Below are 14,640 nucleotides of genomic sequence, written 5' to 3' on the forward strand. Positions count from 1 at the left end.
CGGGACCATCGGATAAGGGTGCCCGTCACCGCCGCTTCCGGGCCGCCCGTTCCTTCCGTTCCGCCGTCTCCCGTTCCGCCCAGCGCTGCGATTTTCCGGCACTGACCACCTTCTGGTGCCACTCCCGCTGGTAGGCCCGCTGCGCCGCGGCGTCGCTGCGGCGGGCCAGAGCGGCAAGTTCCCGCTGCAGCTTCAGGTAGTTGTGCCAGCGGCGCTCCTCCAGCGTGCCATCGTGGATCGCCGCCTGCACCGCGCAGCCCGGCTCACCCTGGTGGGCACAGTCCGAAAACCTGCAAGCGGCGGCCAATGCTTCCACGTCACCGAACATTTCGCCTAGGCCGTCCTCGGCGTCGAACAATCCGAACCCGCGCACGCCGGGCGTGTCCATCAGGACCGTCCCGTTCGCGAGCGGCACAAGTTCCCGGGACGTGGTGGTGTGCTTTCCCTTGAAGTCCCCGGAGCGCACCTCACCGGTGTCCTGGACCTTGTGGCCCACCAGGGCATTGATCAGGGTGGATTTTCCGGCACCGGACGGCCCCAGGAGCACGATGGTCCCGCCCGCCGGAATGTGCGCCAGCAGCTGGTCGATGCCGTCGCCGGTTTCCGCGGAGGTGGTGACCACGTCCACGCCTGCCGCCTGCAGGATGACTTTCCCGACGACGTCGTCCGCTACGTCCGCAAGGTCCGCCTTGGTGATGATCACCAGGGGAGTGGCCCCCGAGTCCCACGCGGCCACAAGGGTGCGTTCCAGCCGGTTGTGCGTCAGGGGCCGGTCAACCGGGACCACCACGCCGACCGCGTCCATGTTGGCAGCGAGGACCTGTGCCTCGGAGGAGGCTTCGAACGCCCGCTTCCGGCTCAGTTCCGAGCGGCGGGGGAGGACGCTGAGGATCTGGCGCTCGCCGGCCCGGTTGGGGCCGAGCCACACCCAGTCGCCGGTGACTGCCGGTTCTCCGCCCAGCGGGTACGGCAGGTGCAGCAGGTCCGGGCCCGCAGCCACCAGCAGCAGGTTCCTGTCGACGCGGACCACCCGTCCGCGCCCGGTGGCGGCCGGCACCGGATGGTCGTTGAAGTGCTGGGCGACGGCGGGGGTATAGCCGTACGGGAGCGGGCCGTCGCTTGTGTGATGGGTGCTGCTTGATGTGTTGCTGCTGTCCAGGGCGCTGCCTGTGGATATGTTCACTGTTGTACCTCACGGGAAACCCCGCGCACCGGCCTGCGGCCTTGGTGTTCGGCGCCCCGCGGAGAGGTCAGGCGGGGCCGGTGCGGAAAAGGGGAAGGGTCTGAATGAAAACCGCGGGGCGCGCAGGGCGCAGGGCTGGAACATTCATCACAAACACCTCCTTTTCCCACGTCGGGACGGAACACGTCCCGGTACTTCCCACAATCTCCTGGAGCGGAGGCTCATGGTCGGGTCCTACTCTAGCCACGGGCGGCACAACCGTCCATGGTTTTTCTCCTTCTATGCCATTGGCAACCGCATCCGCTAGCGCTGCAGTTCCAGCGCCCGCTTCTGCCGTGCGGAAATGCTTGAGACGTACCCGCAGTTGGTACAGGTGATCTGGTAGGAACGCGACGTGGTGAACACCGGAATGAAGAAGAGTGTGAACTTGGTGGCCCGCTCCTCAAGGTGGTGGTGGGCGAACGCGCGGCAGTACTGGCATGTGGCCGGTTTTCCGGGCAGCGCCTTGAGAACTGTCTTGAAACCAAAGAGAAGGAGCATGCGTCTAACCTTCCGGGATAGTCCTGCTGGCTGTTCCCACAAGACTAGGCCCTGGCCGAGGGCTTAGTCCCATCCTGACAACCTCCCGGACCGGTGCGATACTTGGGGTCGGCGCGGTATTCGGCAGTGGGGGGACCTCGGAAACATGGCTCTGGACACCACAACCCTCCGGATCGCCTTTGGCCTGATGGCTTTGGTGCTGGTGCTCCTGTTCTACTTCTCCGCCTACCGGACCACGCGCTCGCCCTACAGCGGCTGGTGGTGCCTGGCGCTGCTGTTTTTCCTGTCCGGATCCGGCTGTTTCCTCCTGGACGGAACGGCCCACCAGGTCTGGGCCAACCCTTTGGGCAACGTGCTCCTGGTCCACGGCGGCGTGGCCGTATGGGCGGGCGCCCGGTCGCTGCGGACCGTGCCGCCGCCAAAATGGGCGTTTACCGGCATCCCCCTGGTGACCCTGGTGGCCTCGGTCCTGGACAACCCGGCCACCAACACGTGGTCCGGCGGCCCCGTGTTCCTGGCCGCCATGAGCCTCACCATAGGCCTTGCCTCGCGCGAGCTTTGGCGGCTTGAACCAGGCTACTCGCGGGTGAGGATCCCCATGGCAGCTGCGGCGGGCGGGCTGTCCATCTTCTACCTGCTGCGCTGGGCGGCGTTTGTCCTGGAGGGGCAGGACGGCCCTGTCTTCACCACCGTGTTCGGCTCCGCTGTCACCACGCTGGTGACCATGGTCCTCCTGGTGGTGGTCTCCTTCAGCATGGCGGCACTCAGCAATGAGCAGCAGACCAGGGCGCTGCGCATGGTGGCCTCCCGCGACGACCTCACCGGGCTCCTCAACCGCAAGGCATTCTTGAGCCTCGCTGCCGAACAGCTGGCTGACCTGTCCATAGCCAGGGGCACCGGCGCCCTGGTCCTGGCAGACCTGGACCACTTCAAGGCCGTCAACGACACCTACGGCCATGCCGCCGGGGACGTTGCCCTGCAGACCTTCGCGGACGCCTGCACCGCCACCGTGCGGTCCACAGACCTGGTGGGACGCTACGGCGGGGAGGAGTTTGTCATCCTGGTCCCCGGCGCCAGTGCCGAACGGGCGGAAATCATTGCTGACGCAATCAGCCGGCGCCTCGCCGCGGCAGCAACTGTTGACGGGATGGAGATGCCGACAGTCAGTTACGGTATTTCCACCTACGACGGCGCCACAACGGACGTGGAGCGCCTCATCGCCTCAGCGGACGCCGCCCTCTACCGGGCAAAGTCGCTCGGCCGGAACCGGACCGCGCGCAGCGACCGGATGCTTTAGCCTCGAAGGGCAGCCGTAAGCCCGGCTGATAAAATGGCGGCGTTGCAGGGCGGCCTTATTGCTGGTCCAACCAGCGCCGTAACCAAGTAAGGGACCAGACAAACATGACGGCAGGCGGGTCACACCTCGGGACTTCGGAGACGCAGCCGGCAGCGCCGGCTAAAGCCTCCGGCCCGGCCACCGGCCGCGCCTACCTCGCCACCATCGAGGGCTTTGTTGGAGCCCTCATGATGTTCATCGGCTCCATCGGGACGGGGTGGATCGCCAACGGCTCCCCCATGATCCGGCAGCCGGTGGTCATCGCCCTGCGCACCGAGGGCTGGGGAGTCACGGTGTCCACCGTGCTCCTGACCGTGGGCGCCATGGTGCTGATGCGGTCCTGGCTCCGGCTGGGCCAGCGCCTGGCCGACTGGGGCAAATCGTCGCTGCGGTCCGTTGTCATCGCCATCTCCGCCTGGTCCCTGCCGCTGCTCTTCTGCGTTCCCGTATTCTCCCGCGACGTCTACGCCTACACCGGCCAGGGCCGGTTGGTGATGGAGGGCCAGAACCCCTACCAAGTGGGCATTTCCACCCTCAGCAACTGGTTCTCGCTCGGCGCCGATCCGGCCTGGGCGGAAGCCAGGACGCCCTACGGCCCCTACTTCCTCTGGCTGGCCCGCGGCGTGGTGGGGCTGACCGGCGCCCAGCCGGACGTGTCCGTCCTCCTGTTCCGCCTCCTCGCCGGCGTCGGGGTCCTGCTCTGCGTCATCTACGTCCCCAGGCTGGCGGAGCTGCATGGCATCAACGGGGCGCGCGCACTGTGGATCTCCGTGGCCAACCCGCTGTTCCTGATCAGCTTCATCGCCAGCGCCCACAACGACGCCCTCATGGTGGGCCTCGCGGTCGCAGGCGTCTACCTCGCGGCCACCCGCCACTACCTTGCCGGCATCCTGCTGGTGACCGCTTCGATCGGCATCAAGCCGATCACAGTGCTCCTGCTTCCCTTTGTGGGCCTGATGTGGGCGGGCCCGTCGGCTTCCTGGCCCCGCAAGTTCCTGATGTGGGGGGCGACGGCGGGCATCAGTTTCGGCGTGCTGGCCCTTAGCGGCATCCCCTACAACCTGGGGATGGGGTGGGTGTGGGCCATCATGGACCCCACGCCGGGCTACACCGGCTACTCGCCGTCGGGCTTCCTGGGCCAGCAGGTTGAGTTCCTGGGCAACGTGCTGGGGCTGCCCGGCGGCACGTTCGCCACCGTCCTGCGGACGGGCATGAAATGGGCGGCGATCGCGCTGGTCCTGGTCCTGATGTTCCGTGGCGACTACTCGCGCGCGGTGCGCCGGATGGCCTTGGCGTTTACCGCCGTCGTGATGCTCTCGCCCATCATCCAGCCCTGGTACATCCTCTGGTTCCTGCCGTTCCTGGCTGTCACCGGCATCCGGGACGACTGGCAGATCAGGTCGCTGTACGTGGGCGTGACGTTCTTCGTGGTGTTCGGCGCGCAGGACCAGCTCTCCGTGTGGTCCTTCGTGGAGCTGCCCATCGACGCATCCTCGCTGGCCTTCGTCACGGCCCTGGCCTTCACGTTCTACCTTTTATTCCTTGACGTGCATACACGGCGGCTGCTCATCGAGGCCAGGCCGCTTGACCTGGCAAAACGGGGGTGGCGCTGGGCCTTGGCCGCGGTTGCGGCGAGACGCGGCGCTGCCCGGCGTCAGCCGTGACCGGCGATGTACGCGATCAGCCCTCCCACCGTGGCCACCTGCGGATAGTCGCTTTCCGGGATGTTTATGCCCGTTGCGGCATCTACAGTTTCCACAAGCCGCAGGAAGTCCAGGGAGTCGAGTTCAAGGTCCTGCCGGAGCCGCGCGCCTTCCGTAAGGTCGCCAGGCTCAAGGTCAGGCGCCACTTGGCCGATAGCCTGGTGCACCGCGGTGCGCGCATCCTGTTCGTTCATAGTTCCTCCGGTTTCTGCAGCAGTTCGTCCAGCCGTGCAAGGTAGCGGGCGCCGCGCAGGCCGTCGCTGACCCTGTGGTCGGCGGAGAGGGTGGCCGTCACCACGGGGCGGATCCCAAGCATTCCCTCGTGGGCCCACGGCTGTTCCATCAGCCGGCCCAGGCCCACCATGGCCACCTGCGGCGGATAGATCACCCCGAACACGCTTTCCACGCCCAGGTCGCCCAGGTTCGTGACGGTGATGGTGGGGTCCGCCATTTCTGCCCGCTGCAGCCTGCCTGCCCGGGCGCGGGACACGAGGTCCCGCAGCCGCTCCATGAGGGTGTCCACCGGGAGCTGGTCGGCGTCGTGGATGGCTGGGGCCACGATGCCGCCTTTCCGAAGGGCGACGGCGACGCCAAGGTGCACGGCCTGGCTGGGCCGGAACTCGTCATCCACGTACAGGCCGTTGACCTCGGGAACGTCCCTGGCAGCAAGGGCGGCGGCTTTCAGCAGGAGTGCAGAGGGAACCAGCCGGGAGGAAACGGGGCGCTGGAGGTTGGCCGACTGCATCCAGGCAACGGCGGCACCCATGTCCAGCGTGGTGCTGAGGTAGTAGTGCGGAATCGTCTTCTTGGAGCGGGCCATCAGCGCCCCGACTGCCCTGCGCAGGCTTGCCTCGCGCTGCCGGTCCGCCGGGGCCGTGGCCTCATGTTCTGCCGGAGACGGCGGGGCGGCAGGTGCCTTCGGCTCCGGGGGTGCCGGAGCTTCCGGCGCCGCACCGGAGGGTGGTGCCGGCGGCGGCGTGGCCTCAGCCGCGTGGAGGACGTCGTCCTCCGTGACGGCCCCGCCGGGCCCTGTCCCCGCCACGGCCGAAAGGTCTACCCCCCGCTCGGCTGCGAGGCGCCGGGCGAGCGGTGAGGAGCGCACCCGCCCGCGGGTGCCGCCGTCGTCCTTCACCTGGGGCGGTGCGGCCGCCGGAGCAGCGGGCGGGGCTGAAGCTGGTGCCGCGGGCGCTGAAGCTGCCGCCGGCGCTGCAGCGCGTTCCACGTCCGAGCGCGTCACCGCGCCGTGCCTCCCCGTTCCACGGATGGTGCCAGGATCAACCCCCAGCTGGTGGGCCAGGTGCCGCACCGGGGGCGAGAGGAGCGCGTGCGTTTCCGCCGGCGGCGCGGCCCCGGTCCCGTCGTCGGGAGTGGCAGTGATCCGGGCAAGCGGCGTGCCGATGGGAACCGTGGTGCCGACGTCCACCAGCAGCTCGGCCACGACCCCCTCTTCGAAAGTCTCGATGTCCATGACGGTCTTCTCGGTGTCCACAACAGCCACCACGTCGCCGCGGTGGACGTAGTCGCCCGGCTTGACCAGCCACTCCACCATCTTGCCGTGGTCCATGTCCGCCCCGAGGGACGGCATGCGGAATTCACCCACGCCTGCCCGTCACCTCCCGCGCTGCCGCCACGATCCGGTCGGCCGAAGGAAGTGCGGCAAGTTCCAGGTGCTTGGCGTAGGGCAGCGGGACCTCGGCGCTGCACACCCGGCCCACAGGTGCGTCGAGGTCGTAGAAGGCGGCCTCCATGATCCGTGCACTGATCTCGGCCGAGATGCTGCCGCTGCGCCACCCCTCATCCACCACCACGGCCCGGTGCGTCTTGCCCACGGTGGCCAGGATGGCGGCGTCGTCCAGCGGTCGCAGGACCCGCAGGTCCAGCACCTCGGCGTCGATGCCTTCGGCTGCCAGCTGCTCCGCGGCGTCGAGCACGGCCGGCAGCGTGCCGCCGTAGGTGATGAGGGAGACGTCCGTCCCCGGCCGCCGGATGGCGGCGGCGGTAATATCCACAGGGCCGGCGTCGTCATCCAGTTCGCCGGGCATGTTGTAAAGCGTTCCGTGTTCAAAGACCAGCACCGGGTCAGGATCCTCCAGGGCGGTCCAAAGCATGCCGCGCGCATCCTCCAGGGTGGCGGGCGCAAGGATGCGCAGGCCAGGGATGTGGGCGTACCAGCCCTCCAGGCTGTGGGAGTGCTGGGCGCCCAGCTGGCGTCCGGCGCCGGTGGTCATCCTGATCACCAGCGGGACGTTGAACTGCCCGCCGGACATGTGCAGGAGCGTGGCAGCGTTGTTCACGATCTGGTCCAGGGCCAGCAGGCTGAAGTTGACGGTCATGATTTCCACGATGGGCCGCATGCCGCCCAGCGCCGCGCCGATGCCCGCACCGACGAAGCCGGACTCGGACAGTGGGGTGTCGCGGATCCGTTCCGGCCCGAACTCCTCGAACAGTCCCAGGCTGACGGCGAAGCAGCCGCCGTACGCGCCGACGTCCTCGCCCATGAGGAACACCCGGTTGTCACGGTTCATGGCGTCCCGGATCCCGGCCCGGATGGCTTCCCGGTAGGTGGTTTTCATTCCGGTCCCCGCTCGCTGTAGACAAACCGGGCCAGTTCCTCCACGGGTTCCGGAGACCCGGCCTCGGCGAATTCGACGGCGGCGGCCACCTCGGCATCGGCGTCACCCTGGATGCCGGCCCACTGGTCCCCGCTGAGCTGGCCCGCGGCCTCCAGGGCGTTGCGCAGCAGGGTGATGGGGTCCCGCTCGATCCAGTGGGCAACCTCGGCCTTCTCCCGGTAGCGTTCCGGATCAAACATGGAGTGGGCACGGAAGCGGTAGGTCCGCAGCTCCAGGAAGTGCGGACCGGCGCCCGAACGCACCGCATCCACGGCACGGCGGGCGGCCTCATGCACGGCCAGGACGTCCATCCCGTCCACCGCCCACGCTGCCAGTTCATAACCGGCGGCCTTCAGTGCAATGTCCGTCTGCGACTCGGAGCGGCCCAGTGCCGTGCCCATCGCATACAGGTTGTTCTCGCAGCAGAAGAGCACGGGCAGCTGCCACAGTGCTGCCAGGTTCAGGCTTTCGTGGAATTCGCCCTCCGCCACGGCACCTTCGCCAAAGAAGCAGACCGTCACGCGCGCGCGGCCGGCCATCTTGTCCGCCAGGGCAAGGCCGACGGCGAGGGGCAGCCCGCCTGCCACAATCGCGTTGCCGCCGTAGAAGCGGGTGGCGGCGTCGAACAGGTGCATGGAGCCGCCCCGGCCGCGGCAGCAGCCCTGGACGTTGCCGTACATCTCGGCCAGGATGGCGCCGGCGGGCACGCCCCGGAGCAGTGCGTGGCCGTGTTCCCGGTAAGTCGCCACCACGGCATCGCCTGCGTCCAGGTTGTCCAGGACGCCCGCAGCCACGGCTTCCTCGCCAATGTAGACGTGCAGGAAGCCACGGATTTTCGCCTCGCTGTAGAGCTCGACGCACCTTTCCTCCAGCCGCCGCACGCGGAGCATCTGGTGCAGGAGATGCCTCGCGGTGCCGGCCTGGTCCGCGCCGATCCGTTCCGGCGTGCCGGTCATGGTGCCTCCGTGGTGGTTTCGACGGTGGACGTGTCCCCCTCGGGGAGCCCCAGCTCGCGGGCCTTCAGGAGGCGCCGGAGGATCTTTCCGCTGCGGGTTTTCGGCAGCGCCGTGGTGAAGTCCACCATGCGCGGGGCAACGGCGGCGCCGAGCCGTTTGCGTGCGAAGCCGATGATGTCCAGGCGCAGCTCTTCGGACGGCTGCCACCCGTTCCTGAGCTCCACAAAGGCCTTGACCACTTCGCCGGCCACCGGATCCGGGACGCCGATCACGCCCGCCTGGGCCACGGCCGCGTGCTCCATCAGCGAACTCTCAACCTCGAAGGGGCCGATGAGGTGGCCGGAGGACTTGATGACATCGTCGCCGCGGCCCACAAACCAGTAGTATCCGTCCGCATCGCGTTTTGCGACGTCCCCGGTGAGGTACCAGCCCCCGGCGAAGCAGCGGCGGTAGCGTTCCTCTTCATTGAGGTAGCCCCTGAACATCGATGGCCAGCCCGCGCGCAGGGCCAGTTCCCCCATGGTGTCCGGCTCCGTGACCAGCACAGGTCCACCGTCGCGGAGCACCGGCTTGCCGTCGCCATCGCGCGCTACAAGTGCCGCCTCCACTCCCGGCAGCGGCCTGCCCATGGACCCGGGCCTGATTTCCGTGGCTGCGAAGTTGGCGATCATGATGCCGCCGGTCTCCGTCTGCCACCAGTTGTCATGCACGGGCAGGCCGAACGCCTCCTGGCCCCAGACCACCACTTCCGGGTTGAGCGGCTCTCCCACGCTGGCCACGAACCGCAGCGCCGAAAGGTCATGCCCGGCGGCCCTGTCCGCCCCGGCTTTCATCAGCATGCGCAGGGCCGTAGGCGCGGTGTACCAGACGGTAATGCGCTGCTCAGCCAGGATCCGGTACCACCGGTCGGCGTCCATCTCCTCCTCGTCCACCACCGTGGTGACGCCGTGCACCAGCGGTGCGATGACGCCGTAGGAGGTGCCCGTGACCCAGCCGGGGTCCGCGGTGCACCAGTAGGTGTCCCCGGGGTGCAGGTCCAGCGCGAACCGGCCCGTCGCGTAGTGGGCGGTGACGGCCTCGTGCACGTGGATGGCGCCTTTCGGGGTGCCCGTGGTGCCGCTGGTGAAGTGCAGCAGCGCCATGTCCTCACCGCTGGTGGAAGCCATGATGGGGTCCGCCGGCGCGGCCGCCATAAGTGCGGCGAGGTCGAGGGTCCCCGGCTCGGGATCGCCGTCCGCATCAATCAGGAGGACGTGCTTGAGGTCCGGGAGGTTCTCCCTGATGTGGGCCACTTTCCTGCGGTAGAGCGCCCTGGTGGTGACCAGCGCCCGCCCCTGCCCCAGGTGGAGGCGCTGCCGTACGGGTTCCGGTCCGAAGGCGGAAAACAGCGGGCAAAAGACGCTCCCGTTCTTGAGGGTGCCCAGCACTGCCACGTACAGTTCGGGGCTGCGGCCGGTGAGCGAGAAGATCCGCTCCCCGCGGCCGATGCCCAGCTGCCCCAGCAGCGCGGCAAAGCGGTTGGTTTGCCCGGCAAGCTCCAGGTAGCTCAGGGAGTGGGTGGATCCGTCGGCCCGCACGAAACGCAGGGCCTCATGGTGCGCCCGCGGCCCGGCCGCATGGCGATCCACGGCTTCATTGGCGATGTTCAGGCCGCCGCCCGGGAGCCCGGACAGTGCCCGGCGGGCATCGTCCCAGGAGAACTCGCGGCATGCGGTGCCGTAGTCCAGCAGGTTGGGCCGGACAGGAAAGCCTGGAACGTCCTTGGAGATTCGCTGCCAGCGCATGGGCCGTTCGGTTCCTGCCGTCATGTTCCTATCCGACGCCCCGCAGCCCAAGCAGGCAAGGGTAGAAAGTCCCCCGGGAAGCGCGGTGCAAACCCGTACCCGCGCCGCTCCGGCCGGGCCTTTCGGCACTGCCGCTGCGCTCCGGACAGGTGTCTACTGGAAGCGCACCGGGACCCGGCAACCGTCCTTTCCCGCTGATGTTTGGAGGCACCGCCATGACTGAAGTAGTCCGCTATGAAGTGGGATCCGGGACAATCCTGGTTGAAGTGGATGACAACAGCTACGGCGTGGACCATCCCGGCCGGAATGAGCAGGGGATCCTGGATGCCGGCCGCCGGCTGGAGGACGCGCTCGCCGCCGTCCGCCCCGCGGCCGCGGCTGCTGTGGACGCCATGCGGGAAATCGGGCCGGAGCACATGGAAGTGGAGTTCGGCGTGAAACTCGCTGGAACGGCGGGGGCGGTGATTGCCCGGAACATTGCGGACGGCCACTTTGTCCTGCGGATGTCATGGTCGGCCGCAGCGGAGATTCCGTTTGAGGAAGAGTAGCAGGCCCGCAGGGGAGGGCCGGGTCAGGGATAGACGGCTGGCGGATGCCTGGCAGATAACCGGTGTCCACGCGAAAGGGTGGCCTGATGTACGAATTCCTGGACAGGATTGATGCGGGCCGGAAGCTGGGGCTCGTGCTGGACCGGTTCCGGGCGGACGATGTGGTGGTCCTGGGGCTGCCCCGCGGGGGTGTCCCGGTGGCGGCCGAAGTTGCCAAGGCCCTGAATGCCCCGCTGGACGTCATTGTGGTCCGGAAACTCGGCCTTCCGTTCCAGCCGGAGGTGGCCATGGGAGCCATTGGTGAAGGCGACGCCCGGGTCCTCAACCAGCGCGTCATCTCGCTCGCCGGAGTCACGCAGGACGATATCGAGGCCGTTGAGCGGCGCGAGCGTGTGCGGCTGGAGTCCAGGCTGGAACGGTACCGGCAGGGGCGGCCCCGGAAGGACCTGGCCGGGCGGACCGTCATCATTGTGGACGATGGCATCGCAACGGGCTCGACGGCGCGTGTTGCCTGCCAGGTTGCGCGCCACCTGGGCGCGGCGAAGGTAATCCTGGCAGTTCCTGTGGCTCCGGCGGACGCGATGGGCTCACTGTCCGAGCCGGACCAGGCCTACTCCCTGATCAGCGCGCGGAACTTCCAGGCCGTGGGGTACTACTACCGCGACTTCTCGCCCACCACCGATGAGGAGGTGGTGCAGTTGCTCGATGCCGCCGCGCTGCGTGAACGCCTCGCCGGGGCGGGGACTGCCGGCATCGACCAGGATGTGGAAATCGAGGTGGACGGGGTGGCGCTCCACGGTGACCTGCACCTCCCGGAACCGTGCAGCGCGGTGGTGGTCTTCGCCCACGGCAGCGGGAGCAGCCGGCACAGCCCGCGCAACCGCTACGTTGCCTCAGTCCTGCAGGGCGCGGGCCTGGGCACCCTGCTGCTGGACCTGCTCACCCCTGCCGAGGAAGTGGACCGCGGGAATGTCTTCGACATCGGCCTGCTGGCCCAGCGGCTTAGCGCGGCAACCCGCTGGCTGAACAGCAGGAGTGACACGGCAACATGCAAGGTGGGCTATTTTGGTGCCAGCACCGGCGCCGGTGCCGCCTTATGGGCGGCGGCCGAACCTGATCCGGAGGTGGACGCCGTCGTTTCCCGCGGCGGCCGCCCGGACCTCGCAGGCCCGCGGCTGGCAGCGGTCCGCGCACCTACCCTGCTGGTGGTCGGGGGCGCGGACACCCAGGTTCTTGCCCTGAACCGGCAGGCCATGGACCGGATGCGGGCGCCGGTCCGCCTGGAAGTGGTCCCAGGGGCAACCCACCTGTTCGAGGAGCCCGGAACGCTCACCCAGGCTGCAACGTTGGCCAGGGAGTGGTTCGCGCGGTACCTGCTGCGGGAAACAGCCCCGGAACGCGCACCGGAGGTTCCGCTGTGAACAGGGCTACTACGTCAGTGCCGGTACGCCACGGGCAGGAGCTGGAGGAAATCCGCCGGCTGGCGCACCCCCTTGCAGCGCCGCAGGACTTGGACGCCCTGATCCGGCGGGCAGCAGGGGCGCGCTATGTCTGCCTGGGTGAAGCGTCCCACGGCACACGGGAGTACTACCGCTGGCGTGCGGTGATCAGCCGGCGCCTGATCGAGGAACATGGGTTCACCTGGATCGGTGTTGAGGGTGACTGGCCCGACTGCTGGCGCATCAACCGCTGGGTCCGGGGTCAGGAAAACCAGGACCTTGATGCGAACCGGCTGCTCGCCGGTTTCGAACGCTGGCCCACCTGGATGTGGGCGAACCACGAGGTGGCGGAGTTCCTGGCTTGGCTCCGCGAGTGGAACCTCGCCCGCCCTGAACAGCTGCGCGCCGGCTTCTACGGCCTTGACGTCTATTCCCTCTGGGACTCGCTGCGGGAGATCTTCTCCTGGCTGGAGGCCAACGCCCCAGATGCCCTCCCCGCCGCGACACGGGCCTGGCAGTGCTTTGTCCCGTTCGGAGAGGACCCGCACCGCTACGCGTGGAGCAGCCGGCTGGTACCCGCATCCTGTGAGGCGGATGTGGTGGGCCTGCTGACGGAGGTGCGGCGCCGGACGCTCGGCCGGGTCAAGGACGATCCCGCCGCGTTCGACGCCGTGCAGAATGCCATGGTGGCGGCCAACGCCGAACGCTATTACCGGACCATGGTGCGGGGGGACCGGCAGTCCTGGAATATCCGTGACTACCACATGAGCGACACCATCGATCGCATTGCCGCCCACCACGGACCGGGTTCAAAGGGGCTGGTATGGGCCCACAACACCCATGTCGGCGATGCCCGGGCCACGGACATGGCGCAGGGCGGAATGGACAACATCGGACAACTGATGCGCCTGCGGCACCCGGGGGAGGTGGTACTTGCCGGGTTCGCGTCCTACGCCGGCTCAGTCACCGCAGCGGAAGCCTGGGGCGCGCCGGAGCAAACAATGACGGTTCCGGCGGCCCGGCAGGGAAGCCACGAGGACCTGCTCAACAATGCCCTCGGCGAACCGTCGCTGCTGGTTTTTGGCAGCAACCGTACCGGCCGTTGGCTGACTGAATGGCGCGGGCACCGGGCGATCGGCGTGGTCTACGATCCGGAGCGCGAGGCCGGCAATTACGTTCCCACCCGGATGGCGGGACGTTATGACGCGCTGTTGTGGATCCCGCAAACCACCGCGCTCCGGCCCCTGCACCACGAGCAGAAGCCCGGCGAGCCGGAATTCGAAACCGAGCCTTCGGGTTTCTGACGGGCTAGGCGCTGGCCGGCACCGCCGCGGGCTTCCGGCCGAGTTCCGCCGTCCGCTTCACGGACCACCAGAGCAGCACCACGAGGAGTACGTTGCGGGTGGTGAGGATCGCCGCCATTACCGGGTGGGCGTGGATCAGCGGCGTGTAGAACAGGGGATAGATCACGAACGTGGTCATGGCGATCCCCATGAGCAGCGCCGCCGGAACCTTCCACCTGTTCCAGTCATGCGTGAGGCCGGCGATGATCACCGGCGCCAGCCAGATGATGAACTGCGGGGAGCCCACCTTGTTGAACACGATGAACGCGGTGACCATCATGAGCGAGCCCTCGAGGAACAGTTCCTCCCGCTCGGCGCCGCGGTTCAGTGCGCGGACGAGCAGGACGGCAGCGACGACGGCGGCGAGGATGAGGAGCGGCTGCATCAGGAACGCAGCCGTGCCGGCACCCGGGCCGTAGACCTCCGTGGAGTTGATGGCGGTGTTGTCCGCCATCCTCGAGCCGGCGATGTTGAAGACGCTCAGCCACACCCAGGGCGTGGAGAAGGTCGCCTCCAGCTGCATGCCGCGCTCGCCCTGGTTCAGGAGGAAGTCCAGGATGTGCGGCAGCCCGCCGGACAGCCACGTCCCCAGCGCCACAACGGCGGTCACGGCCACGCCGGAGAGGAGTATCCGGATCCGCTTCCGGCTGGCGATCACGATGGGCACCAGCACGGCCGCGGGCCACACCTTGATCCACGTGGCGATGCTGAGCAGGATGCCGGCCACCACCGGGCGCGTGGCCGCGTACAGCAGCGCGATCAGCACGATGGGCGCGGTGATGCCCTCCACGCGGGCGAAGCTGAGGTAGCCCATGAAGACAGTGAAGAACAGCCACCACCACGCGGGCGCAATGCCGGCCACCTTCCGCGGTCCGCGGGTGAGGAAGGCGAGGCCGACGGCGTTGAGGGCTGTGATGATCAGGAACCACACGAGCAGGTACAGGTCCGGTCCCGCGATGCCGGCAAGGAAAATGGGGATCTGCGCCAGCACCGGGTAGACCCAGGGGCTGATCTTGCCGTCCAGGTCCTGCGGGTTGTAGCCGTCCATGGCCCACTGGCGGTACTGTTCCGTGTCGCTGAACGTATCGCCGTGCAGGAAAAAGGACGCCATCCAGCCCAGGAAGTAGAGATGGACGACGGCGAAGCCCCACCACACACTGGACGGGCGGGCGAACCAGTCCACCACCTTGGCGGGC

The 14,640-nt window shown here is 68.2% G+C and carries 13 protein-coding genes; 5 read left to right on the forward strand and 8 right to left on the reverse strand.

Translation table 11 applies throughout. The features are described 5' to 3' along the window. Window positions 1-25: 25 nt before the first annotated feature. Together rsgA and FHJ30_RS00435 are read right to left on the reverse strand one after the other, a co-directional pair. On the reverse strand, window positions 26-1,183 hold the full coding sequence (rsgA, locus tag FHJ30_RS00430) for a ribosome small subunit-dependent GTPase A (protein ID WP_139027303.1): 1,158 nt from the start codon (window positions 1,181-1,183) through the stop codon (window positions 26-28). A gap of 303 nt (window positions 1,184-1,486) precedes the next feature. Then, on the reverse strand, window positions 1,487-1,723 hold the full coding sequence (locus tag FHJ30_RS00435; RefSeq protein ID WP_139027304.1) for a zinc-ribbon domain-containing protein: 237 nt from the start codon (window positions 1,721-1,723) through the stop codon (window positions 1,487-1,489). A gap of 145 nt (window positions 1,724-1,868) precedes the next feature. Between FHJ30_RS00435 and FHJ30_RS00440 the strand changes: the two genes are divergently transcribed. Further along, window positions 1,869-3,020, forward strand: coding sequence for a GGDEF domain-containing protein (locus FHJ30_RS00440; protein ID WP_139027305.1), 1,152 nt, complete (start codon window positions 1,869-1,871; stop codon window positions 3,018-3,020). A gap of 104 nt (window positions 3,021-3,124) precedes the next feature. Continuing rightward, a complete protein-coding gene (gene mptB, locus FHJ30_RS00445) occupies window positions 3,125-4,723 on the forward strand; it encodes a polyprenol phosphomannose-dependent alpha 1,6 mannosyltransferase MptB (protein WP_139027306.1) in 1,599 nt (532 codons plus the stop codon). On the opposite strand, the gene FHJ30_RS00450 is transcribed toward mptB, so the two are convergent. The 5 genes from FHJ30_RS00450 to acsA are packed head-to-tail and all read right to left on the reverse strand — an operon-like array spanning window position 4,714 to window position 10,138. After that, a complete protein-coding gene (locus FHJ30_RS00450) occupies window positions 4,714-4,956 on the reverse strand; it encodes an acyl carrier protein (RefSeq protein ID WP_139027307.1) in 243 nt (80 codons plus the stop codon). The two genes, mptB and FHJ30_RS00450, sit on opposite strands and share 10 nt — an antisense overlap. Beyond that, a complete protein-coding gene (locus FHJ30_RS00455; RefSeq protein ID WP_139027308.1) occupies window positions 4,953-6,362 on the reverse strand; it encodes a 2-oxo acid dehydrogenase subunit E2 in 1,410 nt (469 codons plus the stop codon). Before FHJ30_RS00455 ends, FHJ30_RS00450 begins: the two co-directional genes overlap by 4 nt. Then, window positions 6,355-7,335, reverse strand: a complete 981-nt coding sequence (locus FHJ30_RS00460; RefSeq protein ID WP_139027309.1) for an alpha-ketoacid dehydrogenase subunit beta — start codon at window positions 7,333-7,335, stop codon at window positions 6,355-6,357. Before FHJ30_RS00460 ends, FHJ30_RS00455 begins: the two co-directional genes overlap by 8 nt. Next, complete coding sequence (gene pdhA / locus FHJ30_RS00465; RefSeq protein ID WP_139027310.1) at window positions 7,332-8,330, reverse strand: pyruvate dehydrogenase (acetyl-transferring) E1 component subunit alpha; 999 nt, start codon at window positions 8,328-8,330, stop codon at window positions 7,332-7,334. The genes FHJ30_RS00460 and pdhA overlap by 4 nt, the downstream gene beginning before the upstream one ends. After that, a complete protein-coding gene (gene acsA, locus FHJ30_RS00470) occupies window positions 8,327-10,138 on the reverse strand; it encodes an acetate--CoA ligase (RefSeq protein ID WP_139027311.1) in 1,812 nt (603 codons plus the stop codon). Before acsA ends, pdhA begins: the two co-directional genes overlap by 4 nt. 191 nt (window positions 10,139-10,329) lie before the next feature. Here acsA and FHJ30_RS00475 point away from each other — a divergent pair, with 191 nt between their 5' ends. The 3 genes from FHJ30_RS00475 (at window position 10,330) to FHJ30_RS00485 (ending at window position 13,405) form a co-directional block, all read left to right on the forward strand. Then, window positions 10,330-10,662 carry a CU044_2847 family protein gene (locus FHJ30_RS00475; protein WP_139027312.1) on the forward strand — a complete coding sequence of 111 codons (333 nt, stop codon included), beginning with the start codon at window positions 10,330-10,332 and terminating at the stop codon, window positions 10,660-10,662. Window positions 10,663-10,748: 86 nt separating this feature from the next. Then, a complete protein-coding gene (locus FHJ30_RS00480) occupies window positions 10,749-12,083 on the forward strand; it encodes a phosphoribosyltransferase (RefSeq protein WP_139027313.1) in 1,335 nt (444 codons plus the stop codon). Then, complete coding sequence (locus FHJ30_RS00485) at window positions 12,080-13,405, forward strand: erythromycin esterase family protein (protein ID WP_205677024.1); 1,326 nt, start codon at window positions 12,080-12,082, stop codon at window positions 13,403-13,405. The genes FHJ30_RS00480 and FHJ30_RS00485 overlap by 4 nt, the downstream gene beginning before the upstream one ends. Window positions 13,406-13,409: 4 nt before the next feature. Here FHJ30_RS00485 and FHJ30_RS00490 read toward each other — a convergent pair whose 3' ends face one another. After that, a complete protein-coding gene (locus FHJ30_RS00490) occupies window positions 13,410-14,630 on the reverse strand; it encodes a glycosyltransferase 87 family protein (RefSeq protein WP_171058869.1) in 1,221 nt (406 codons plus the stop codon). Window positions 14,631-14,640: the final 10 nt, after the last annotated feature.

This window comes from Arthrobacter sp. BB-1 (assembly GCF_006151685.1).
GTDB lineage: Bacteria > Actinomycetota > Actinomycetes > Actinomycetales > Micrococcaceae > Arthrobacter.

What these genes read in the sequence shown, in the direction of transcription:
- FHJ30_RS00435 (WP_139027304.1), bottom strand. Translation starts at nt 1,723, where the DNA reads ATGCTCCTTCTCTTTGGTTTCAAGACAGTTCTCAAGGCGCTGCCCGGA.
- FHJ30_RS00440 (WP_139027305.1), top strand. Translation starts at nt 1,869, where the DNA reads ATGGCTCTGGACACCACAACCCTCCGGATCGCCTTTGGCCTGATGGCT.
- mptB (WP_139027306.1), top strand. Translation starts at nt 3,125, where the DNA reads ATGACGGCAGGCGGGTCACACCTCGGGACTTCGGAGACGCAGCCGGCA.
- FHJ30_RS00450 (WP_139027307.1), bottom strand. Translation starts at nt 4,956, where the DNA reads ATGAACGAACAGGATGCGCGCACCGCGGTGCACCAGGCTATCGGCCAA.
- FHJ30_RS00460 (WP_139027309.1), bottom strand. Translation starts at nt 7,335, where the DNA reads ATGAAAACCACCTACCGGGAAGCCATCCGGGCCGGGATCCGGGACGCC.
- pdhA (WP_139027310.1), bottom strand. Translation starts at nt 8,330, where the DNA reads ATGACCGGCACGCCGGAACGGATCGGCGCGGACCAGGCCGGCACCGCG.
- acsA (WP_139027311.1), bottom strand. Translation starts at nt 10,138, where the DNA reads ATGACGGCAGGAACCGAACGGCCCATGCGCTGGCAGCGAATCTCCAAG.
- FHJ30_RS00475 (WP_139027312.1), top strand. Translation starts at nt 10,330, where the DNA reads ATGACTGAAGTAGTCCGCTATGAAGTGGGATCCGGGACAATCCTGGTT.
- FHJ30_RS00480 (WP_139027313.1), top strand. Translation starts at nt 10,749, where the DNA reads ATGTACGAATTCCTGGACAGGATTGATGCGGGCCGGAAGCTGGGGCTC.